The following is a 22,050-nucleotide window of genomic DNA, read 5'->3' on the forward strand; positions in this document are numbered from 1 at the left end:
CCTTGATTCGTAACTGTGGGGTGCGGCGCCCGCCTGGGAGCGCCGCCTGGCCGCCGGTCGGTCCGGTCCTGCGGCAATCCCGTTATTTTGCACCGTTTTGCGGCGCCGCCGTGTCAGTGGGCTGAGCGCCTTGCTGCGCCATGCGGGCGGAGAGGCCCTTGATCGCGTCCGGCGACTTGTACTGCTTGGCGAAGTCGAGCGCATTCATGCCGATCTGGTTCTTCGCGTTGAGGTCCGCGCCGTTGTCGAGCAGCAGCTTGAGCGTCGAGATATGGTCGCCGCGCGCGGCCATCATGAGGGGCGTGGTGCCATTGGGCGACGGCGCGTCCACATAGGCCGAATAGCCGAGCAGCAGCTTCGCGATGTCGTCGTGGCCATTGGCCGCCGCGTAATGCAGCGCGGTCCAGCCCTTCTTGTTGACTTCCGCGCCCTTCGTGATGAGGAGCTTCACGAGGTCGGTGTCGCCGTTGAGCGAGGCCATCATCAGCGCGTTCTCGCCGGCGCCGTCTTCGATCTCGATCTTCGTTTGCGGATTGTCGAGCAGCACGGCCACCACCTTGTCGGACTTCTCGCGCGCGGCCAGCACCAGGAGCGGCATGCCGTGGTCGTCCGTTGCGTTCGGGTCCATGCCCTTGGCGAGATCCTCCGAAACGGCCTTGTCGTCGTCGAACTTGACGGCCTTCACGAGCGAGTCGATCGGCGCGGCGTGCGCGGGCGCGGCGGCCAGCAGCGCGGCACTCATACCGAAGGCGAGCGCGGCGGCCACGCGGCGCACGGACGCGGCACGGACGGGAAAGACGGCGGGCGAAAGCGGATTAAAGTTCATGTGAGACCTTAATATTTTTCGATATCTTGTTGATAATAAACGGCATTGACAGCTCACGGTCACGCACTCAAACCGCTGCCGGGATCTTGAAGAGCCGGAAGAAGTTCTGCGTGGTGGCCGCGCCCAGTTCGGCATCGGAGATCCCCCGCTGCTGCGCAATGAATCTTCCGACATGGCTCACGTACGCAGGTTCATTGGGCTTGCCGCGAAAAGGCACCGGCGCGAGGTACGGCGAGTCCGTTTCGATCAGCAACCGGTCGATCGGCACGCGCCGCGCCACGTCCTGCACGTCGGTGGCGCTCTTGAACGTGACGATGCCCGAGAGCGAGATATGGAAGTTCTGCGCGAGCGCCGGCTCGGCGACGGACCACGGCTCCGTGAAGCAGTGCATGACGCCGCCCGGCACGCCCGCGCGCTCCTCTTCCATCAGGCGCAGCGTGTCCTCGGAAGCGGCGCGCGTATGGATAATCAAGGGCTTGTTCGTCGCGTGCGCCGCGCGGATATGGGTGCGGAAGCGCTCGCGCTGCCACTCCATGTCGGCGATCGTGCGCTCGCCGAGGCGGTAGTAATCGAGCCCCGTTTCGCCGATCGCGACCACCTTCGGATGCGCGGCCAGTTCCACGAGTTCGGCGACGGTCGGCTCCCGCACATCCTCGTGATCTGGATGCACCCCCACCGAGGCGTAGACGTTCTCGAAGCGGCTGGCGATGTCGAGCACCGAGGGCAGCGTCTCCAGATCGACCGAAACGCACAACGCGTGCGTCACGGCGTTCGAGCGCATGTTCTCCAGAACCTGCGGCAGACGGTCGGCCAGACCCTCGAAATTGATGTGGCAATGCGAATCGACGAACATGGGCGGTCCTGCGCGGGTTCAGGCGGCGGGCGCGGTGTCGAGCCGCTTGCCGAGGATGATCAGATCGCGCTCGATGCCGTCGAGCACGGCGACACGCGGGAGCGTGCCCCACGCCCCGAAACCGAAGCCCTGGAAGAGCCGCATGCTCGGCTCGTTGTGGCCGAACACGAAGCCCAGCACCGTGTGGATATCGAGACCCGGCGCAGCTTCGAGGGCGGCGGTCAGGAGCTTGCGCCCGAGGCCCTTGCCGCGCGCGGCTTCGTCGAGATAGATGCTGACCTCGGACGTGTGGCGGTAGGCCGGGCGTCCGTAGAAGTCGGAGAAGCTGAGCCACGCGATCACGCGGCCACCCTCTTCGACCACCCACAATGGCCGCGTGGTGGGCCCGTGCGCGTGGAACCACGGCAGGCGGCTTTCCACGTTGACCGGCTCCAGATCGGCCGTGACCTGCCGCGAGGGCACGGTCGAGTTGTAGATGGCGACGATGGCGGGCAGATCGTCGAGGGTGGCATCCCGGTAGACAAGACTCATGGTGCTTTATTTCGGCTGGGGCTCGCGTTGCCTGGCGTTCGGCGCGGCGGGCCGGGTCGGTGGATCAGTCAGATTGGCGCTTTGCGCGAATGATCGGTCGAGCATCAGTCGAACAATTCACGATAGCCGAGAAACAGTTCTTCGAATACGAGACGCGCGTTCAGCGGATGGTTCTCGACCGCGCGCTGACGCGTGACGGTTTTCAGGTAGTGTGCGAGCGCCGGTGCGTCGAGCTTCGCGGCACAGCGCGCGAGCGCCGCGGCGGCCTGCGGGAAATAGCGCGGCCGGCCGGCGGTGCGCTCGGCGAGCAGGTCGTACGCCCAGCGCTGGAGCCAGCCCAGCACGAGCGGCACGGGCAGCTTTTGCAGCGTCTCGCCGCAGGCGAAGGCGTCGCAGGCCGGCCCCGCCGAGAGTTGCGCGAGGGTCCAGTCGCGCAGCGTGCGGTTCTCGTCGCGGGTGAGCGCGAGCGCCGCGAGCGGCGCGCCGCCCGCCTCGGCCAGCAGGGCCTTTGCGTCGGCCACGCCCTGCGCCGCGAGCCACGCTTCGGCGGTCTCGGGTGCAGGCGTGGAGAGCGGCCACTGACGGCAGCGGCTGATGATGGTGGGCAGCAGGCGATCGACTCGCGCCGAAACGAGCAGAAACACGACGCCCGAGGGCGGTTCCTCCAGCGTCTTCAGGAGAGCATTGGCGGCGGCCACGTTCAGCGCCTCGGCCGGGTACAGCACGACGACGCGCAAGCCGCCGCGATGCGACCCCACTGCCGTGAAGTCCAGCAGCGCGCGCACCTGCTCGATGCGGATTTCCTTGCTGGGCGTGCGGGTCTTCTTGCTCTCTTCCCCTTCGCCCTTCTCACTCTTGTCGGCCGCTTTGTCGCCGTCGTCCGCGCCCACCGGGCCTACCTCGGCTGCCAGCGCTTCGGGCACGATGACGCGGTAGTCCGGGTGATTGCCCTGGACGAACCAGTTGCAGGCCGGGCACGAACCGCAGGGCTCGCCATTGGGCTGCGGCGACTCGCACAGGAGCCCTTTGGCCAGATGCTGGGCGAAGTGCAGCTTGCCGATCCCGGCCTGGCCGTGCAGCAGCAGTGCGTGCGGCCAGTGGCTGCGCAGTTGCTGGAGGCGCTCCCAGTCGCCGGTCTGCCACGGATAGATCATTTTGGAATCAACCAGTTAGCCGAGAATATCAAAGCGCCGCGATCACATGCCCGAGCTGGGCGCGGATCGTTTCGATACTCTGCGTCGAATCGACGATCACGAAGCGGTACGGCGCTTCCTCCGCCCGGCGCAGGTATTCGGCGCGCGTGCGCACGAAAAACGTGTCGGTCTCGCTCTCGAAGCGATCCGGCTCGCGCGCCGCGCCGCGGCGTTCGCTCGCCGTGGCCGGCAGAACATCGAACAGCACCGTCAGGTCGGGCTGGAAACCGCCCTGCACCCAGCGCTCCAGCGTCTCCAGCTTGTCGCGCGGCAACCCGCGTCCGCCGCCCTGGTAGGCGAAGGTCGCGTCGGTAAAACGGTCGGAGAGCACCCAATCGCCGCGCGCGAGCGCCGGCTCGATCACCTGGGCCAGATGCTCGCGGCGCGCCCCAAACATCAGCAGCGCCTCGGTTTCGAGGTCCATCGGCTGGTGCAGCAGGATTTCGCGCAGCGTTTCGCCAAGCGGCGTGCCGCCCGGCTCGCGCGTCATCACGACCTGGCGCCCGGCGCCGGCCAGCTTGTCCGCAAGCCGGTCGCGAAACCAGGCGAGATGCGTGGTCTTGCCCGCACCGTCGATGCCCTCGAACGTGATGAATCGGCCCCGCGCCATTTACTGCCCCCGAATGTATTTGTCGACAGCCTTGTTATGGTCGACCAGATTGTCCGAAAAAACGCTGCTGCCATCGCCCCGCGCCACGAAATACAGCGCGGCCGTCGATGCCGGATTCAGCGCCGCCTGCAGCGACGCCGCACCCGGCAGCGCAATGGGTGTCGGCGGCAAACCAAGGTGCAGATACGTATTGTAAAGAGTGTCGGTCTGCAGATCCTGCCTGTGCAGGCGGCCCTGGTAACTTTCGCCGAGCCCGTAGATCACGGCGGGGTCGGTCTGCAGCGGCATGCCCGAGCGCAGCCGGTTGGCGAACACCGCGGCCACGAGCGCCCGGTCGCCGGCCTTGCCCGTTTCCTTCTCGATCAGCGAGGCGAGCGTGAGCGCCTCGTAGGGCGACGTGAGCGGCAGCCCCGGCGAGCGCGCGGACCAGGCCTCGGCAAGCCGCGTCTGCATCAGCCGGTAGGCGCGGCGATAGACGTCGAGGTCGCTCGTGTCCTTGTCGAACAAATAGGTGTCGGGGAAGAACAGGCCTTCGGCATTGCCCATAGGCGCAGCCGGCGCGCCGATCGCGGCGAGCAGTTGCGCGTCGCTCATGCCGGCGCTGTCGTGGTGCAGCGCCGGGTTGGCGTCGAGCTCCGCGCGCATGCGCTTGAAAGTCCAGCCTTCGATGATCGTCGCGACGTACTCGTTAACGTCGCCGAGCGCCATCTTTTGCAGCACCTCGTAGGGCGTAATGCCGAGCTTGAATTCGTAGTTGCCGGACTTGAGCGTGCTTTGCAGACCGAGCACGCGTGTCATCAGCACGAACAGGTCGGTCTGGACCGGCACGCCGCCGCGGCGCAGTTGCGCGGTGACGCTGCGTACCGAGCTGTGCGGCTTGATGGTCACATCGAGCTGAGGGGTGGCAAGCTGGACAGGGGAATTGGCCCAGTGCCAGATGCCGCCCGCGGCGGCCGCGCCAAGCACGGCGAGCGTGGCGCCGGCAACAAGGCATTTCTTGAAGAGGGACATGAAAACACGGCTCGGAACGAGCCTCCTATAATAACCGCTTGCCCTCGCTAAAGTCAGGATTGACTGTTCCCCGAATCCATGAATTCCCCGCACGATTCCGCCGCCACGCTTCCCGTCACCGCCGCCGAGCCGCCCGCCGCGCATGATTTCGAGGCCGTCCTCGAAGGCGGCGCATACGCGATCCTGCCGCAGTTCGGCGTGATCGACGCCAGCGGCGACGACGCCGCAAGCTTCCTGCACAGCCAGCTCACGAACGACATCCAGCATCTGGACGTCGCCGGTGCGCGCCTCGCGGGCTACTGTTCGCCTAAGGGGCGCCTTCTCGCCTCATTTCTCGTCTGGAAGAGCGGCGAGGCAATCCGTCTCCTGATCGCGAAGGACGTGCAGGCGAGCGTGCAGAAGCGGCTCTCGATGTTCGTGCTGCGCGCGAAGGCGAAGCTCGTGGACGACAGCGAGAAGCTGCTCGTGGTGGGGCTCGCCGGCGACGTGCGCGGCGCGCTCGCGGCGGAGTTCGACGCCCTGCCCGACGGTGTGCACGTGAAAGTGGACGATCCGGCCGGCACGTTGATCCGTCTGCCCGATGCGGCCGGCCGCCTGCGCTATCTGTGGGTCGGCCCGAAGGAAGCCGTCGAGGCGCGCCTCGCGGCGCTCGCGGGCAAGCTCACGCGCGTGCCGCCCGCCGTCTGGGACTGGCTCGACATCCGCGCGGGCGAGCCGCGCATCACCCACGCGGTTTCGGAGCAGTTCGTGCCGCAGATGGTGAACTACGACGTGCTCGGCGGCGTGAATTTCAAGAAAGGCTGCTATCCGGGCCAGGAGATCGTGGCGCGCAGCCAGTATCGCGGCACGATCAAGCGCCGCACCGCGCTAGCGAGCGTCGCTGCGGGGCTCGATGCCGCGCGCGCGGGTGTCGAACTCTTTCACGCCGACGACCCCGGCCAGCCGTGCGGCATGATCGTCAACGCGGCCAGCGCGCCCGGGGGCGGTGTCGATCTGCTCGCAGAGATCAAGCTTGCCGCGCTCGAATCGGGCACCGTGCATCTGGGCGCCGCCGACGGCCCCGCCCTGCGCTTCCTGCCGCTGCCGTACGCACTGCCCGCCGAGGTCTGACGCGTTGGCCCCGCACCCGCGCGTCGCACGCCGCGCCCCGAACGCATTCGTCGCACCTGGCGCGGCGGCCCATGCCGGGGAGCCTGCGCCATGTGTCTGATCGTCTTCGACTGGCGCCCCGAGGCCACGGCAGGCGCGATTTTCACGCTCGCCGCGAACCGCGACGAGTTCCTGCGCCGCACGGCCGATCCGCTCCACTGGTGGGACGATGCACCCCGCACACCCCACGTGCTCGCGGGCCGCGACCTCGTGGGAGGCGGAACATGGCTTGGCATGACGCGCGGCGGCCGCTTCGCCGCGCTCACGAACTACCGCGCGCCGCATGAAATGCGGCCCGACGCGCCCACGCGCGGCACGCTCGTTTCGGCCTGGCTCACCGGCGGCGACGGCTTGCCCGATACACCGCTCGGCTATCTGGCCGAGGTGGCGCACAACGGCCGCCTCTATAACGGCTTCAATCTGGTGGTGGGCGACTGGACGCGGCGCGAGCTGGCCTGGTACTGCAATCGCGGCGATCTTGCTCCCGCGCTCCTGCCGTCGGGCACGCACGGCATTTCGAATGCCGTGCTCGATACGCCCTGGCCGAAGCTCGTGCATAAGCGCGCGGAGCTCGCCGAGCTGGCCGGCAATGGAGCGCCTGCCCCGCTCGACCGGCTCGTGGCGATGATGCGCGACCCGCGGATCGCCCGCGACGACGAATTGCCGGCCACCGGCATCCCGCTCGAACGCGAGCGCGCGCTTTCGGCGGCCTTCATCGAAACGCCCGATTACGGCACGCGGGGCACCACGGCGCTGCGCGTCGACGCAGACGGCGCGCGGATCGAGGTCGAGGTCGTCGAGCGCAGCGACGACAACGGCTCGCATCGCATCGTGCGGCCCGGCAATTTCGAGCGCCGCGAGCGGTTCGCCGTCGAGACGCGCTGAGCGGACGCGGCGGCCCTGGCCGCCGCACGCGCGCGGCGCGAAACGCCAGTCGCCATGGTTGGCGGCAACATCGTGCCGTTCAGTCCGCCCGCTTCACTTCCGGCTTCAACGAAAGCGGATCGATGGGGTTGCGCAATGTTTCGATATCCTCATGACGCAGTTTCACCGAAGGGAGAATCTGCGGATGCGTGAGGATGTAGAAGCGGTTTTCGCGGACCGCGTCGAAGGTTTGCGTGGCGACGTCTTCCGGCGTGAGGCGGCCCGAGCGCACCGCGCGCTGCAGTTGCAGGTCGGCGGCTTGCTGCGAACGCGTGGGCGGCGCATCGTTGCGCAGGTCATCGGGCCGGCTACGCTCCGCGTTGGCGATGCCGGTGGACACGAACGCCGGGCACAGCACCGAGCAGCCGACCGTTGCGCCGACGCTCTTGAGGTCGTGATAAAGCGTTTCGGTGAGCGACACGACCGCGTGCTTCGACGCGTTATAGACGCCCATCGCCGAAGGCGACAGCAAACCTGCCACGGAAGCCGTGTTGACGATATGCGCGGGCTCGCCCTGGGCCAGCATGATGGGCGTGAAGGCGCGCACGCCGTTCGCGACCCCCATCACGTTCACGCTGAACACCCACTCCCAGTCCTTCGCGCTGCTTTCCCACACGAAGCCGCCGGTGCCCACGCCCGCGTTGTTGAAGAGCAGATGCACTTTGCCATACGTGTCGACGGCGGCCTTCGCGAGCGCGTCGACCGCGGCCGGGTCGCGTACGTCGGTCCGCACGCCAGTCGCTTCGGCGCCGGCGGCACGCAACGCCGCCACCGTCTCGTCGAGCAGCTTTTGATCGACGTCGGCGAGCACGAGCTTCATGCCGAGCGCGGCAGCCTTGTGGGCGAACGCGCGGCCAAAGCCGCTCGCCGCGCCCGTGATGACGGCCACACGGCCGTCGAACTGGAACGGATCAGCCATTGCTATCCCTGGTTGGATTCGCTGCGGTGAAATCGCTGCGTTGGAATCAATGAGAAAGCCGGCGCTCCCGCGCCGGCCCGGCGCGAGGCATCAGACCAGCTTGACGAGCTGCTTGCCGAAGTTCTGCCCCTTGAGCATGCCAAGGAACGCGGACGGCGCGTTCCCGAGACCCTCGGCCACGGTTTCGCGGTACGCCAGTTGCTTCTGCGCGACGAGCGTGCCGAGCTCCTTCAGCGCCTGCGGCCACACGTCCATGTGCTCGCTCACGATGAAGCCCTGCACGAGCAGCCGTTGCGTGAGCAGGAGGCCCGGATACCGGAGCGGCTGCGGATTGCCGTCGTAGCCCGCGATCATGCCGCACAGCGCGATGCGCCCGAACGCGTTCATGCGCGCGAGCGTGGCGTCGAGCACCTCGCCGCCGACGTTCTCGAAGTAGCCGTCCACGCCATCGGGCGTCGCGGCCTTGAGGTCCTGGTACAAGTTGCCGGCCTTGTAGTCGACGCAGGCGTCGAAGCCTAGCGTCTCCACGACGTAGCGGCACTTGTCCGCGCCACCGGCGATGCCGACCGACCGGCAGCCCGCGCGCTTCGCGAGCTGGCCCACCACGCTGCCCACCGCGCCGCTCGCGGCGCTCACGACGACGGTCTCGCCCGCCTTCGGCGCAATGATGCGGTTCAGGCCGTACCAGGCGGTAACGCCCGGCATGCCTACCGGTCCGAGGTAAGCGGAAAGCGGCACGTGGGTCGTATCGACGGGTTGCATGCCCGTGCCGTCCGAGGTGCCGAACTCCTGCCAGCCGAACATCGCCACCACTTTGTCGCCGGCCTTGTACTTCGGATTGCGCGATTCGACCACCTCGCCCACCGTCCCCCCGATCATCACCTCATCGAGCGGCTGCGGCGCCGCATAGGACTTGCTCTCGTTCATGCGGCCGCGCATGTACGGATCGAGCGAAAGGTAGTGATTGCGCACGCGCACCTGCCCCTCCTGCAGCGGCACAAGCGGCGTCTCGACGAGGCGGAAATTGTCGACGCTCGCGGCACCTTCCGGGCGTGACGCGAGCAGGATCTGGCGATTCGTTTGGGTCATGGCGTTCGCTCTGCGGCGCGTGGCCGCGTGGGTAAATGACGATGCAAGGAGGGCGCGCGGAAATGCTCAGCCGTCGCTCGGTCCCGGCTTCGCCGTTGGATCGCTGCGCAGCCGCTGGCGCGCGACGTCGCGCCCCACGGCAAGCCTGCGCATGTATTTGAAGGTGCCGAGCGCTTTCGCGACGAAATGGCCTTCGCTATCGCGCACTTCGCCTTCGCAATAGGCCATCGTGGTCGTGCGCGTGAGCACGCGCCCATAGGCGCGCAACTCGCCGCGGCCCGGCTGCATGAAGTTGACTTTCATTTCGACGGTGACGACGCCCACGCCGTCGCCGGCCACGCTGCGCGCAGCCATGGCGAGCGCGATGTCGGCCAGCGTCATCGTCACGCCGCCGTGCGCGATGTCCCACGTGTTCAGATGCCGTTCGGCGAGCAACAGCGCGACTTCGCTCGCGCCGTCGCGCGCGCTCACGAGCTGCGCGCCGAGATGGTCGACGAACGGGCTTTCGATGTTCATCTGCGAAGTCTGTGCAGCGCTGCCGCCTGCCCTGTCCTGGTCACTCATGGTGCTCAACCGGCGCTCAATCAGATCACGTAATCGACGCACTGGCGGCCTTCCGTCACGGCCTTCGCGAACTGCTTCACGACGACGTGATCGGGGTGGTCCTGATAGGCGTCGAGGGCGGCCTTGTCGGCGAAGTCGGAGACGAGCGCGATGTCGAACGTCGACGCGAGGCCCGGTTCCGCCAGGCCGACTTCCAGATGCAGCGTACCGGGCACGAGATTGCGACAGCCTTCCAGAAGAGCCTTGAACTTCACGAGGTTTTCCTCGCGCGTTGCACCTTCCGCCGACGCCTTGAGCTGCCACATGACGATATGACGAATCAACGTATTCACCTTTTCAGTCTGCGTTGAAGAGGCGCGGCACGAGGCACGCGCCAGAAGACGTCATGATACCCGCGCGACCTGCCGCGCGAGGGAAGCCCCTGCAAGCCCATGCCTGCCGCAAAGCCGCCTTCGGCCCTCGGGCGCCGGCGTCAGACGACTTCGAACAGACCCGCTGCGCCCTGCCCGCCGCCGATGCACATCGTCACCACGACGAGCTTCGCGCCGCGCCGCTTGCCTTCGATGAGCGCATGGCCCGTGAGGCGTGCGCCCGAAACGCCGTAGGGATGGCCAACCGCAATCGCGCCGCCGTTCACGTTCAGTCGATCGGCCGGAATGCCGAGCTTGTCGCGGCAATAGAGCACCTGCACGGCGAACGCCTCGTTCAGCTCCCACAGATCGATGTCCTCGACCTTGAGACCCGCCTGCTTGAGGAGTTTGGGCACCGCGAACACCGGGCCGATACCCATTTCGTCGGGCTCGCAGCCTGCCACGGCGAAGCCGCGGAAGATGCCGAGCGGCGCGAGGCCTTCGCGCTCCGCGACCTTCGCGTTCATCACCACGCACGCGCTCGCGCCGTCCGAGAACTGGCTCGCGTTGCCCGCGGTGATGACGCCGCCCGGCAGCGCCGTGCGGATCTTCGCAACGCCTTCGAGCGTCGTATCACCACGAATGCCTTCGTCGGCGGCGACCGTCACTTCCTTCGTCACCAGTTGGCCGGTCGCCTTGTCGGCGACGCCCGCGAGCACCGTCATCGGCACGATTTCCGCGTTGAACAGGCCCGCGGCCTGCGCGGCGGCGGCGCGCTGCTGCGATTGCACGCCGTATTCGTCCTGGCGCTCCTTCGAGATTTCATAGCGCTTCGCGACGTTTTCCGCCGTCTGCAGCATGCTCCAGTAAATCTCGGGCTTGTTCTGCTTGAGCCAGCCCTCGTACGCCAGATGGCGGTTCATCTCGTTCTGCACGCACGAGATCGACTCCACGCCGCCCGCGACGAACACCTCGCCCTCGCCCGCGATCACGCGTTGCGCGGCGAGCGCAATGGTTTGCAGTCCGGATGAACAGAAGCGGTTGACCGTCATGCCCGGCACGGAAACCGGCAGGCCCGCGCGCAACGCGATCTGGCGCGCGATGTTGCCGCCCGTCGCGCCTTCGGGATTGGCGCAGCCCATGATCACGTCCTCGACGCGCGAGGGGTCGATGTTGGCGCGCTCGACGGCGGCCTTCGTCACGTGTCCGCCCAGGGTCGCGCCGTGGGTCATGTTGAACGAGCCCTTCCAGGATTTGGCGAGGCCCGTACGTGCGGTCGATACGATTACGGCGTCAGTCATGTGTGTCTCCTGCTACAAATAAGTTGATCCTGCGACGGGATGTTCGGGATGGGACGGACCGTTCATTCATGAAAGACGCTCAGGCGGCGCGACTCAGCACCTCTGCCGATTGCACGCGCGCCACGCCTGCGGCGAGCAGTTGTTCCCAGGCGGCGGCGAGCGAACCGTTCAGATCGATGGCACGCGAGGCGTCCTCGATCAGCACCGCCTCGAACCCGGCGGCACGCGCATCGAGCGCGGACCACGCAACGCAGTAGTCAGTCGCGAGGCCGCAGCAGTACACGCGCTTCGCACCCGCTTCGCGCAGATAGCCCGCGAGGCCTGTGGGCGTCTTGCGGTCGGCTTCGAGAAAGGCCGAGTAACTGTCGACGTCCGCGTGATGACCTTTGCGGATGATCGCGCGAGCGTGCGGCACCTCGAGCCCGCGGTGCAGCGCGGCGCCTTCGCTGTCCTGCACGCAATGCGTGGGCCACAGCACCTGCTCGCCATACGGCAATGCCATCGTCTCGAACGGTTGACAGCCTGCGTGGTTCGCGGCGAACGAAACGTGCTGCGCCGGGTGCCAGTCCTGCGTGAGCACGACGTGGGCAAAACCCTGCGCCAGCCGGTTCACGACCGGCACGACTTCGTCGCCGTGCGCGACGGCAAGCGCCCCGCCCGGCATGAAGTCGTATTGCAGGTCGATCAGCAACAGCACGTCGTCCGCGCTTCTCATGATGTCCGTCCGGTGAACGACTCAGTTGAAGGTGCCGCCTTTCTCGGCGAGGTCGGCCAGCGACGGCGCGATCTGCCATGCGTCGCCGTTGGGCTGCCCGGCGTAGCGGCGAATCGCGCGCGCCACGTTGTACAGACCCGCGGTATCGGCATAGAGCATCGGGCCGCCGCGCCACAGCGGGAAACCGTAGCCGGTCAGATAGACCATGTCGATGTCCGACGCCTTCGAGGCGATGCCCTCTTCGAGGATCTTCGCGCCTTCGTTCGCGAGCGCGTACACGAGACGCTCGACGATTTCCTGGTCGCCGATCTTGCGGCGCGCGATGCCTGCTTCCTTCGAGTACGCGACGATCATGTCGTCCACGAGAGCCGAAGGCAACGCGTTGCGCTCGCCCGCCTTGTAGTCGTACCAGCCGGCGCCGGTCTTCTGGCCGAAACGCCCGCCTTCGCAAAGGCGATCAGCGATCTTCGAGTACTTGAGGTCCGGCTTCTCCTGATAGCGGCGCTTGCGGATCGCCCAGCCGATATCGTTGCCGGCGAGGTCGCTCATGCGGAACGGACCCATCGCGAAGCCGAACTTCTCGATTGCGCGGTCCACTTGCGCAGGCAGCGCGCCTTCTTCGAGCAGGTAGAGCGCCTGGCGCACATACTGCTCGATCATGCGGTTGCCGATGAAGCCGTCGCACACGCCCGACACCACGGCTGTCTTGCGGATCTTCTTCGCGAGCTGCATGACCGTTGCGAGCACATCCTTCGCCGTCTCCTTGCCGCGCACGACTTCGAGCAACTTCATGACGTTGGCCGGGCTGAAGAAGTGCATGCCCACCACGTCCTGCGGACGCTTCGTGAAGGCGGCGATCTTGTCGACGTCGAGCGTCGAGGTGTTCGAGGCGAGGATTGCGCCGGGCTTCGCGACTTCGTCGAGGCGCTTGAACACCGTTTCCTTCACGCCCAATTCTTCGAACACGGCTTCGATGATGAGGTCGGCCTGCTTGAGGTCGTCGTAGGTGAGCGTCGGGCGGATCAGCGCCATGCGCGCTTCGAGCTTTTCGGCCGAGAGCTTGCCCTTCTTGACCTGCGCCTCGTAGTTCTTGCGGATCGTCGCGATGCCGCGGTCGAGCGCCTCCTGCTTCATTTCGAGCAGCGTGACGGGCACGCCCGCATTGAGGAAGTTCATGGTGATGCCGCCGCCCATCGTGCCCGCGCCGATCACCGCGACCTGCTGGATGTCGCGCGTGGGCGTGTTCGAGGGCACGTCGGGGATCTTGCTCGCGGCGCGCTCGCCGAAGAACGCGTGGCGCAGCGCGCGGCTTTCCGGCGTCTGCACGAGTTCGACAAAGCATTCGCGTTCGAACGCGAGGCCCTTCACGAAACCGTCCTTCGCCCCCGCGGCAATGGCGTCGACGCACTTCACGGGCGCCGGATAGTTCTTCGCCATCGCGGCCACCGTATTGCGCGCGAACTGCAGGAAGCCCTCGGCATTCGGATGCTCGATCTTGCGGTTGCGCACGAGCGGATGCGGGCCGGCCTGGTCGGCGGCCTTGCGTGCGAACGCGACGGCCTCGTCGAGCAGATCGCCTTGCGCGACGGCGTCGAAGAGGCCCGTGCCGGCGAGCTTTTCGGACAGCACCGGCGTGCCGGTCACGATCATGTTGAGCGCGGGTTCAAGGCCGAGCGCGCGCGGCAGGCGCTGCGTGCCGCCGGCGCCAGGCAGAATGCCGAGCTTTACTTCGGGCAGCGCGATCTGCGCGCCGGGCGCGGCGATGCGATAGTGCGCGCCGAGCGCGAGTTCGAGGCCGCCGCCCATCGCGACGCTGTGAATCGCCGCGACGACGGGCTTGGCGCTCTTTTCGACTTCGTCGATGACGGTGTGGAGCGTGGGCTCCTGGGTCGCCTTCGGCGTGTTGAATTCGGTGATGTCCGCGCCACCCGAGAACGCCTTGCCGGCGCCGGTGATCACGATGGCGGCGACGGCCGGATCGCCGTTGGCGCGCGCGATGCCCTCGACGATGCCGGCCCGGGTGGAATGCCCGAGGCCGTTGACGGGCGGGTTGTTGAGCGTGATGACGGCGACGCCGTCGCGAGTCGTATAGTCCACTGCCATTTGCCTGCCTCCATGCTTGCGGGCCGCGTTGTGCGTCGCCGGCTTCATTGTCCGACATTCCCGGTCAGCAAGCAGGATACACAAAAAAGAACGTTCGTTCAATTTTTGTCGAAAAACCGCAGCCGGCGTGTTCGTGGAAGGCTGCGGTTTTCTTGCGGCAGACGGCGCAAACGGGCCCAATCAGGCCGGATCGTGGCCCGCTGGCGCGTTCATGGGACAGGACGCCTCGGCGGCGAGCGCCGTTGGCAGGACGTAATCGTGGAACTGCTCGCGCAGCTTGAGCTTTTGCAGCTTGCCGGTGGCCGTATGCGGCAACGACTCGACGAACGCGACGTCGTCGGGCTGCCACCATTTCGCGACCTTGCCGACGTAAAAGGCCAGCAGTTCCTCGCGCGTGACCTCGGCGCCGGGCTTCTTCACGGCGACGATCAAGGGACGTTCGGTCCAGCGAGGATGCGCGCAGGCAATGCAGGCGGCCTCGGCGATAGCCGGGTGGGCGACCGCGATGTTCTCCAGATCGATCGAGCTGATCCACTCCCCGCCCGACTTGATCACGTCCTTGCTGCGGTCGGTGATATGGAGGAAGCCGTCGGGATCGATGGTCGCCACGTCGCCGGTCGGAAACCAGCCGTCGACAGTCGGCGTGCCCTCCTGGCGGAAATAGCGGTCGATGACCCACGGTCCGCGCACGTGCAGATCGCCGAAGGCCACGCCGTCCCAGGGCAGTTCGCGCCCGTCCTCGCCGACGATCTTCATGTCGACGCCGAAAATCACGCGCCCCTGCTTCTCCAGCAGTGCGCGCTGTGCATCCAGCGGCCGCTGCGACTGCTCCCAGTTCAGCTTCGCGAGCGTGCCGAGCGGCGACATCTCGGTCATGCCCCAGGCGTGGATCACCTGCACGCCGTAGACGTCCTCGTAGGTACGCAGCATGGCCGGCGGACACGCCGAACCGCCGATCACCGTGCGCTGGAGCGTGGAAAACTTCACGCCCGCCTCGCGCATATAGGTGAGCAGCCCGAGCCAGACGGTCGGCACGCCGGCCGAGCAGGTCACGCCCTCCGCTTCCATCAGTTCGTAGAGCGACTTGCCGTCCAGATCCTTGCCCGGCAGCACGAGCTTCGCACCGTTCAGCGGCGCCGCGTGCGGAATGCCCCACGCGTTCACATGGAACATCGGCACCACGGGCAGGATCGCGTCGCGCGAGGAAAGCGCCATCGCGTCGGGCAGCGAAGCGCCATAGGCATGCAGCACCTGCGAGCGGTGCGTGTAGAGCGCCCCCTTCGGATTGCCGGTCGTGCCGGACGTGTAGCAGAGGTTCGACGCGCAGCGCTCGTCGAGCGCCGGCCAGTCATAGCGACCGTCCTGTTCGTCGAGCAGCGTCTCGTAGCAGAGCACCGGGGTCCGCATGTCCGGCCGGTGCGATTGCGCGGCCAGCGCAATCCAGCCGCGCACGTTCGGGCATTGCGGCGCGAGCGTGTCCACGAGCGGCGCGAACGTGGTGTCGAAGAGGATGTAGCGGTCGTCCGCGTGGTTGATGATCCAGGCGATCTGCTCGGGAAAGAGCCGCGGATTGATCGTATGGCAAACGGCGCCGAAACCCGTCACGCCGAAGTACGCCTCCAGATGCCGATAACCGTTCCAGGCGAGCGTGCCAACGCGCTCTCCAGGCGCCACGCCGAGCGCGACGAGCGCCTGCGCGAGCCGCTTCGAGCGCGTCTCGCACTCGCGGTACGTGTAGCGATGCACGTCGCCTTCGATACGGCGCGACACGATCTGCGTGTCGCCGTGATGCCGTGCCGCGTGCACGAGCAGCGACGACAGGTTGAGCGGCACGTCCATCATCTGTCCCAGCAGCGGCGCAGTCGTCGCAGTCATCGTTGTTGGTCTCCTCGCCCTCTTTGTCTGTTGTCGATCGTTCTCACGGCCGCCGCAGCCCGCCCCGGGGGGCTCCGAGCGGCCGGCCAGCACGCCGGCTGGCGCGGATTTACAATATCGGCTATTCAACAGGCGCTCAACATGTCGTTTTCACCAGGCCTTTCCCATTCAGAGGCAGGCCCCGCCGCCTCGCCCGAAGCCCAGTCCGACGTCCAGCCGGGCCCGCTCGCGGCGCTCGAACGCGAGCTCGCCACGCCGCGTGCCGACGCGTTTTCCTCACTGGGTCCGGCATTCCTCACACGGCTGCCGGCCGCACCGCTGCCCGAGCCCTACCTCGTCGGCTTTTCGGCCGGCACGGCCGCGTTGCTCGGGCTCGATCCCGCGCTCGCCGCCGATCCCGCACGTCCTGCGTTCGCCGCGCTCTTTGCGGGCAACACCACGCGCGAACGCGCGGGCGAGGCGATGTCGTATGCCTCGGTCTATTCCGGGCACCAGTTCGGTGTGTGGGCCGGCCAGCTCGGCGACGGCCGCGCGCTCGGCATCGGCGAACTCGAACATGCCGGGCGGCGCTTCGAGCTCCAGCTCAAGGGCGGGGGGCGCACGCCCTACTCGCGCATGGGCGACGGCCGCGCGGTGCTGCGCTCGTCGATCCGCGAATTCCTGTGCTCGGAGGCCATGCATCATCTGGGCATTCCCACGACGCGCGCGCTCACGGTGATCGGCTCCGACCTGCCGGTGCGGCGCGAGGAACGCGAAACGGCTGCCGTCGTCACGCGCGTCTCGCCGAGCTTCGTGCGCTTCGGCCACTTCGAGCACTTCTACTCGAACGACAACGTCGTCGCGCTACAGGCGCTCGCCGATCACGTGATCGCGCGCTTCTACCCGCAGTTGCGCGAAGCCGACGATCCCTATCTCGCGCTGCTCGACGAGGCCGTGCGCAGCACGGCGGCCCTCATGGTCGAATGGCAGGCCGTGGGCTTCTGCCACGGCGTGATGAATACCGACAACATGTCGATCCTCGGCCTCACGATCGACTACGGTCCGTTCGGCTTCATCGACGGCTTCGACGCGAACCACATCTGCAATCATTCGGATTCGCAGGGGCGCTACGCCTACCGTATGCAGCCGCAGATCGCGTACTGGAATCTCTTCTGCCTCGCTCAGGCGCTGCTGCCGCTCTTCGGGCTGCAACGCGACGCCGCGGACGAAAGCGCCGACGAAAAAACGCGCGGCGAACGCGCGGTGGCCGACGCCCAGGCCGTGCTCGAACGCTTCAAGACCTATTTCTCGCCGGCGCTGGAAGCGCGCATGCGCGCCAAGCTCGGCCTCGAAACCGCACGCGAGGGCGACGACGCGCTCTCGAACCGGCTCTTCGAGATCATGCACGCGAACCGTGCCGACTTCACGCTGACCTTCCGCCATCTTGCCGGTGTCTCGAAGCACGGCGCGAAGGAGGGGGAACGCCGCGACGCCCCCGTGCGCGACCTGTTCCTCGATCGCCCGGCCTTCGACGCCTGGGCAAACGATTACCGCGCCCGGCTTCAGGAGGAACCACGCGGCGACGAAGCGCGCGCCGAGGCGATGAACCGTGTGAATCCGAAGTTCGTGCTGCGCAACCATCTCGCGCAAACGGCGATCGAGCGCGCGCAACAAAAGGATTTCAGCGAAGTGGAACGGCTCGCGCGGGTGCTCTCGCGCCCATTCGACGAACAGCCCGAACACGAGGCTTACGCGGCGCTGCCGCCCGATTGGGCCGGCACGCTTTCGGTGAGCTGCTCTTCGTGAGCCGCCGCGCCCGCCCCACGTTTTCAGCGTTGTCTTTCACCAGACAGGACCCCCGACATGAGCCATGACGATCACAATTCCCCCGCCTATCCCGGCCACAAGGACGACGAAGCGTGGCGCAAACAGCTCTCGGGCACGGACTACCAGGTGACGCGCCATGCGGCCACCGAGCGCCCGTTCACGGGCCGCTACTGGGATCACTGGGACCGCGGCGTCTACGATTGCGTGTGCTGCGGTACGCCGCTCTTCGAATCGGATACGAAGTTCGACGCCGGCTGCGGCTGGCCGAGCTACTTCCGCCCGATCAACGGCGAGGTGATCGAGGAGCGCACGGACCGTTCGCACGGCATGCTGCGCATCGAGGTGCGCTGCAAGCACTGCGGCGCGCATCTGGGCCACGTGTTCGAGGACGGTCCCGCCCCGACCGGCCTCCGGTATTGCATCAATTCGGCTGCGCTACAATTCGAGCCCAAGTGACCGCGGCGCCCTGGGCGTCCCGCCCTCTTTTTACGGCGCATTTCGCCAACCTCCGGGCCGATAATGAAATTTCTGTTTGATCTGTTTCCGATCATCCTCTTCTTCGTTGCCTTCAAGCTGTGGGGCATCTTCACGGCAACGGCCGTGGCCATCGTCGCCACGCTCGTGCAGATCGCCTGGGTAGCCTTCCGCCACCGCAAGGTCGATCCCATGCTGTGGGTGTCGCTCGCCATCGTCGTGGTGTTCGGCGGCGCGACGCTCGTGCTGCACGACGAAACCTTCATCAAGTGGAAGCCCACCGTGCTTTACTGGGCCTTCTCGGTCGCGTTGCTGGGCGCGCAACTGGGCTTCGGCAAGAACATCATCGAGGCGATGATGGGCAAGCAGATCACCCTGCCGCATCGCGTCTGGACGCAGCTCAATCTGATCTGGGCGGTCTTCTTCGTGCTGCTCGGCCTCGTGAACCTCTTCGTCGCGTTCCACTTCTCCACCGACGCGTGGGTCGACTTCAAGCTCTTCGGCGCGACCGGCATCCTCGTGGTGTTCATCGTCGGACAGAGTCTGTGGCTTTCGCGTTACATCAAGGAAGAGGAATGAGCGACGTCTTCCTGAACGCAAGCCCGGCCGAACGCATGGCGCTGATCGAGTCGCGCCTCGCGACGGCGCTTGCGCCCATCGCCTCGATCTCGGTGCGCGACGACAGCGCACAGCACGCGGGCCATGCCGGCGCCGCGGCCGGCGGCCATTACAGCGTAACGATCGTGGCCGCCGCATTCGCGGGGAAAGCCCGCGTGGCAAGGCATCGCATGGTGTATGATGCGCTGGCCGAGGCGATGCAGCGCGGCATTCACGCCCTCGCGATCACGGCGCTCACGCCCGAAGAAGCTGCAGCGCTGCCACGGTAGCCCTGCTTTCCCGTTAGCCTTTTGGTTTCCCTTTGGTTGCCCATTCGTTCCCGTTTAGTTGCCCTTTGGGTTCGCCCTGTTAGGACTTTCCGATGACCTTGAAGAAAACCCGTCTCTGGGTGTTGCTGGCTGCTTGCGCGGCGGCTCCCGCTTTCGCGCAGAACATCGCCGTCGTGAACGGCACGCCGATTCCCAAAGCACGCGCCGATGCGCTCGTCGAACAGCTCGTCCACCAAGGCCAGCAGGACTCCCCGCAGTTGCAGGCGGCCGTGCGTGAAGAACTCGTGAACCGCGAGATCCTGATGCAGGAAGCGATTCGCGAAGGCATTCCGAACCAGCCGGACGTGAAGGCGCAGATCGCCGTGGCCCAGCAGACGGTCGTGCTGCGCGCGCTGATCGAAAACTTCGTGAAGAACAACCCGCCGACCGACGCCGAAGTCAAGGCGCGCTATGACCAACTGGTCAAGGACGCGGGCGGCAGCGAGTATCACCTGCACCACATTCTCGTGGACAACGAGCAGGAAGCGAAGGACCTGATCGCGAAGATCAAGGCCGGCGCGAGCTTCGAAGACCTCGCGAAGCAGTATTCGAAGGATCCGGGCTCGGCGAAGAATGGCGGCGACCTCGACTGGTCGGATCCGAAGGCCTACGTGCCCGAATTCGCCGCAGCGGCAACGCATCTGCAGAAAGGTCAGATGACCGATACGCCGGTGCACACGCAGTTCGGCTGGCACATCATCCGCGTGGACGACATCCGCGCGATCACGCCGCCCCCGCTCGACCAGGTGCGCCCGCAGATCGTGCAGCAACTGCAGCAGGAGAAGCTGCAGGCGTTCGAAGAGAATCTGCGCAAGCAGGCGAAGATCCAGTAACGCACACGGTGCGTCGCTGCGACGAAAAACCCGCGACCTTGATGGCGCGGGTTTTTTGTTGGCCCTCCCTTTTGCCTGTTGCTGCACGCGCTGGCCGCGATCACGCAGCTATCCGGGAAGCTCGCTCAGCTCGTAGCTCGTGCTCCGGCCACCGCCCTCCGTCTTCCGCAACACCCCACGCGTCAGCAAATCGTTGATGTCGCGCAAGGCCGTATCGGAAGAACATTTGGCAATGGCCGCCCATTTGCCGCTCGTGAGCTTGCCGTCGAAACCATCGAGCAGTTTGTTGAGCAGCTTCACCTGGCGTTCGTTGAATGGCGACGTTGCCCACTCGCGCCAGAAGCGCGCTTTGGTCAGCACCGCGTCGAGCGTGAACTGCGCCTGGTCGACCGCACGATGTAGCGCGTCGAAGAACCAGAGCAGCCACTCCGTCACGTCCAGGCCCCGCTTCTGCGTGCGCTCCAGAATGTCGTAGTATCCCGCTCGCTCTCGCTGAATCTGCGCCGACAGACTGTAGAACCGTTGCAGGCTGCCGTCGGCACGGGCGAGCAGCAAATCGCCGATCGCTCTTGCGATCCGGCCGTTGCCGTCGTCGAACGGGTGCAGTGTCACGAACCACAAATGACCGAGGGCGGCCCTGATCAGCGGCGGCTCTTTGGCGGGACCATTGATCCAGTCGAGGAAGCGGCCGGTTTCGGCCTCCAGCCGGTTTGCGGGCGGTGCTTCGAAATGCACGCGCTGGCGGCCGATCGGACCCGACACCACCTGCATAGGGCCGCTGGCGTCGTCGCGCCAGACGCCAACGTTGATCCGGGAAAGGCCTGCATAGCCCGTGGGGAACAACGCGGCGTGCCAGCCAAACAGGCGTTCCCTTGTGACCGGAGACTGGCTGTGGGTCGTGGCGTCGAGCACCATCTCGATCACGCCTTCCACATGACGGTCCACCGGCGCGAGCGCACCGACGTCCACACCCAGACGGCGGGCAATGGACGAGCGCACCGATTGAACGTCGAGCCGTTCGCCCTCGATCTCGCTGGTCTTGACCACGTCCTCGGTGAGCGCGGCAAGGCTGGCCTGGTCGCGCAACGCCAGGCCGACATCGGCCAGCCGCCCCGTCAACACGCCTTGGGCGCGACTGACCTCGGCCATGGGCGCTGCCAGTTTCGCCAGGTCGAAACGCCAGTTCGGCCAGTCGCCGGCTTGCCAGATGTAGGTGTAATCGCCGCTATTCATGCGGTGATTATGGCCGCTATTCGCCGCAAGGGCAAGTTAATCGCCGCATTTTATGCGGTGATTAAAGGCCCTATTCGCCGCAATCTGGCTCAGTCCGTATCGATCAGACCAGGATAATGGTGTCGCTATATCGCGCAATTTGCCGGTCATGCGTGATCAGGCGCAGCGGTTCGGTCAGCGCCTGGGCCACGAGGAGCCGGTCGAACGGGTCCTGATGGTGCGACGGCAGTGTTTCGACGGCCGCTGCATGTTCGGCTTCGATTGGCAGGATGCGATACCCCGCTTCCCGGAAGTAATCCAATGCGGCTTTTCCGGAGACCGGCATATCGCCGCGTTGCAAAGAATGCTTGATGCCGATTTCCCAGAGGCTCGCAACACTCACGAAGACAGTACTGGTTTGCGCCAGAATCAGATCCCGCGCTGTCGAGGACAATTTCGGGCTATCCGTGATGGCCCAAAGCGCGATATGCGTGTCGAGCAGAAGATTCACGCGCCGCTTCCATGGAAGAGATTCGCCACCTCTTCATTATGAGCGTCGATGTCGTCGGGAACCTCGAAGCGCCCTTTGGCCACGCCAATACGCCGTTCTACGGGCGCGACCGGAGCCAGCGGCACGAGTCGCGCGACCGGCCGGCCGCCACGGGCAATGATGATTTCCGCTTCGCGCCCCAATTCGACATCCTCCACCAGGCGCGACAGGGACGACTTGGCTTCGAGCATATTGACGTAGTTCATGGGCGCTCCCGTTTAATATGCTTAGTCTAG

General features: G+C 66.3%; 24 protein-coding genes. 7 read left to right on the top strand and 17 right to left on the bottom strand.

Features of this window, described 5'->3' with window-relative positions; translation table 11 throughout:
* Positions 1-82: 82 nt before the first annotated feature.
* From V8683_RS05510 to mltG, 6 genes are all read right to left on the bottom strand, one after another.
* Positions 83-826 (bottom strand): ankyrin repeat domain-containing protein, encoded by a 744-nt coding sequence (locus V8683_RS05510; protein ID WP_411189478.1) that lies wholly within the window; start codon positions 824-826, stop codon positions 83-85.
* Positions 827-893: 67 nt separating this feature from the next.
* Entirely contained in the window at positions 894-1,679 is a 786-nt protein-coding gene (locus V8683_RS05515; RefSeq protein WP_411189477.1) for a TatD family hydrolase, read from the bottom strand.
* 18 nt (positions 1,680-1,697) lie between these two features.
* Positions 1,698-2,210 (bottom strand): GNAT family N-acetyltransferase, encoded by a 513-nt coding sequence (locus V8683_RS05520; RefSeq protein ID WP_411189476.1) that lies wholly within the window; start codon positions 2,208-2,210, stop codon positions 1,698-1,700.
* 104 nt (positions 2,211-2,314) lie between these two features.
* Positions 2,315-3,364, bottom strand: coding sequence for a DNA polymerase III subunit delta' (locus tag V8683_RS05525; RefSeq protein ID WP_411189475.1), 1,050 nt, complete (start codon positions 3,362-3,364; stop codon positions 2,315-2,317).
* 28 nt (positions 3,365-3,392) lie between these two features.
* A complete protein-coding gene (gene tmk, locus V8683_RS05530; RefSeq protein WP_411189474.1) occupies positions 3,393-4,013 on the bottom strand; it encodes a dTMP kinase in 621 nt (206 codons plus the stop codon).
* Positions 4,014-5,024, bottom strand: coding sequence for an endolytic transglycosylase MltG (gene mltG, locus V8683_RS05535; RefSeq protein ID WP_411189473.1), 1,011 nt, complete (start codon positions 5,022-5,024; stop codon positions 4,014-4,016). It abuts the gene before it with no gap.
* A 78-nt stretch (positions 5,025-5,102) separates the two neighbouring features.
* Between mltG and ygfZ the strand changes: the two genes are divergently transcribed.
* Both ygfZ and V8683_RS05545 read left to right on the top strand, forming a co-directional pair.
* Positions 5,103-6,134: a CAF17-like 4Fe-4S cluster assembly/insertion protein YgfZ gene (gene ygfZ / locus V8683_RS05540; protein ID WP_411189472.1), complete on the top strand. Its 1,032-nt coding sequence runs from the start codon at positions 5,103-5,105 to the stop codon at positions 6,132-6,134.
* Between the two features lie 90 nt (positions 6,135-6,224).
* On the top strand, positions 6,225-7,058 hold the full coding sequence (locus V8683_RS05545; RefSeq protein ID WP_411189471.1) for an NRDE family protein: 834 nt from the start codon (positions 6,225-6,227) through the stop codon (positions 7,056-7,058).
* 79 nt (positions 7,059-7,137) lie between these two features.
* On the opposite strand, the gene V8683_RS05550 is transcribed toward V8683_RS05545, so the two are convergent.
* The 8 genes from V8683_RS05550 to V8683_RS05585 form a co-directional block, all read right to left on the bottom strand.
* Positions 7,138-8,016: an SDR family oxidoreductase gene (locus tag V8683_RS05550; protein WP_411189470.1), complete on the bottom strand. Its 879-nt coding sequence runs from the start codon at positions 8,014-8,016 to the stop codon at positions 7,138-7,140.
* Positions 8,017-8,106: 90 nt separating this feature from the next.
* A complete protein-coding gene (locus V8683_RS05555) occupies positions 8,107-9,105 on the bottom strand; it encodes an NADP-dependent oxidoreductase (RefSeq protein ID WP_411189469.1) in 999 nt (332 codons plus the stop codon).
* Between the two features lie 66 nt (positions 9,106-9,171).
* Positions 9,172-9,669 (bottom strand): PaaI family thioesterase, encoded by a 498-nt coding sequence (locus V8683_RS05560; RefSeq protein WP_411189468.1) that lies wholly within the window; start codon positions 9,667-9,669, stop codon positions 9,172-9,174.
* 20 nt (positions 9,670-9,689) lie between these two features.
* A complete protein-coding gene (locus V8683_RS05565; protein ID WP_411190535.1) occupies positions 9,690-9,992 on the bottom strand; it encodes a Dabb family protein in 303 nt (100 codons plus the stop codon).
* Between the two features lie 149 nt (positions 9,993-10,141).
* Complete coding sequence (locus tag V8683_RS05570) at positions 10,142-11,320, bottom strand: acetyl-CoA C-acyltransferase (RefSeq protein WP_411189467.1); 1,179 nt, start codon at positions 11,318-11,320, stop codon at positions 10,142-10,144.
* A gap of 79 nt (positions 11,321-11,399) precedes the next feature.
* Complete coding sequence (pncA, locus tag V8683_RS05575; protein WP_411189466.1) at positions 11,400-12,035, bottom strand: bifunctional nicotinamidase/pyrazinamidase; 636 nt, start codon at positions 12,033-12,035, stop codon at positions 11,400-11,402.
* Between the two features lie 21 nt (positions 12,036-12,056).
* The gene (locus V8683_RS05580; protein ID WP_411189465.1) at positions 12,057-14,138 is read right to left on the bottom strand and encodes a 3-hydroxyacyl-CoA dehydrogenase NAD-binding domain-containing protein; all 2,082 of its coding nucleotides are present in this window, start codon (positions 14,136-14,138) and stop codon (positions 12,057-12,059) included.
* A 180-nt stretch (positions 14,139-14,318) separates the two neighbouring features.
* Positions 14,319-16,013, bottom strand: a complete 1,695-nt coding sequence (locus tag V8683_RS05585; protein ID WP_411189464.1) for a 3-(methylthio)propionyl-CoA ligase — start codon at positions 16,011-16,013, stop codon at positions 14,319-14,321.
* Positions 16,014-16,154: 141 nt separating this feature from the next.
* On the opposite strand from V8683_RS05585, the gene V8683_RS05590 reads away from it, so the two are divergent.
* The 5 genes from V8683_RS05590 to V8683_RS05610 all read left to right on the top strand — a co-directional run bounded on the left by V8683_RS05590 (position 16,155) and on the right by V8683_RS05610 (position 20,052).
* Positions 16,155-17,798 (top strand): protein adenylyltransferase SelO, encoded by a 1,644-nt coding sequence (locus V8683_RS05590; RefSeq protein ID WP_411189463.1) that lies wholly within the window; start codon positions 16,155-16,157, stop codon positions 17,796-17,798.
* 57 nt (positions 17,799-17,855) lie between these two features.
* Positions 17,856-18,275, top strand: a complete 420-nt coding sequence (msrB, locus tag V8683_RS05595; RefSeq protein WP_411189462.1) for a peptide-methionine (R)-S-oxide reductase MsrB — start codon at positions 17,856-17,858, stop codon at positions 18,273-18,275.
* 63 nt (positions 18,276-18,338) lie between these two features.
* Positions 18,339-18,872, top strand: a complete 534-nt coding sequence (locus V8683_RS05600; protein WP_411189461.1) for a septation protein A — start codon at positions 18,339-18,341, stop codon at positions 18,870-18,872.
* On the top strand, positions 18,869-19,180 hold the full coding sequence (locus V8683_RS05605) for a BolA family protein (protein ID WP_411189460.1): 312 nt from the start codon (positions 18,869-18,871) through the stop codon (positions 19,178-19,180). Before V8683_RS05600 ends, V8683_RS05605 begins: the two co-directional genes overlap by 4 nt.
* Before the next feature lie 92 nt (positions 19,181-19,272).
* The gene (locus V8683_RS05610) at positions 19,273-20,052 is read left to right on the top strand and encodes a peptidylprolyl isomerase (RefSeq protein ID WP_411189459.1); all 780 of its coding nucleotides are present in this window, start codon (positions 19,273-19,275) and stop codon (positions 20,050-20,052) included.
* A 108-nt stretch (positions 20,053-20,160) separates the two neighbouring features.
* Here the strand turns inward: V8683_RS05610 and V8683_RS05615 are convergent, their stop codons facing one another.
* The 3 genes from V8683_RS05615 to V8683_RS05625 form a co-directional block, all read right to left on the bottom strand.
* Positions 20,161-21,285, bottom strand: a complete 1,125-nt coding sequence (locus tag V8683_RS05615) for a Fic family protein (protein ID WP_411189458.1) — start codon at positions 21,283-21,285, stop codon at positions 20,161-20,163.
* Between the two features lie 103 nt (positions 21,286-21,388).
* Entirely contained in the window at positions 21,389-21,775 is a 387-nt protein-coding gene (locus V8683_RS05620) for a type II toxin-antitoxin system VapC family toxin (RefSeq protein WP_411189457.1), read from the bottom strand.
* A complete protein-coding gene (locus V8683_RS05625; RefSeq protein WP_411189456.1) occupies positions 21,772-22,020 on the bottom strand; it encodes a type II toxin-antitoxin system Phd/YefM family antitoxin in 249 nt (82 codons plus the stop codon). The genes V8683_RS05620 and V8683_RS05625 overlap by 4 nt, the downstream gene beginning before the upstream one ends.
* Between the last annotated feature and the right edge of the window lie 30 nt (positions 22,021-22,050).

The organism is Paraburkholderia sp. AV2 (assembly GCF_054968425.1).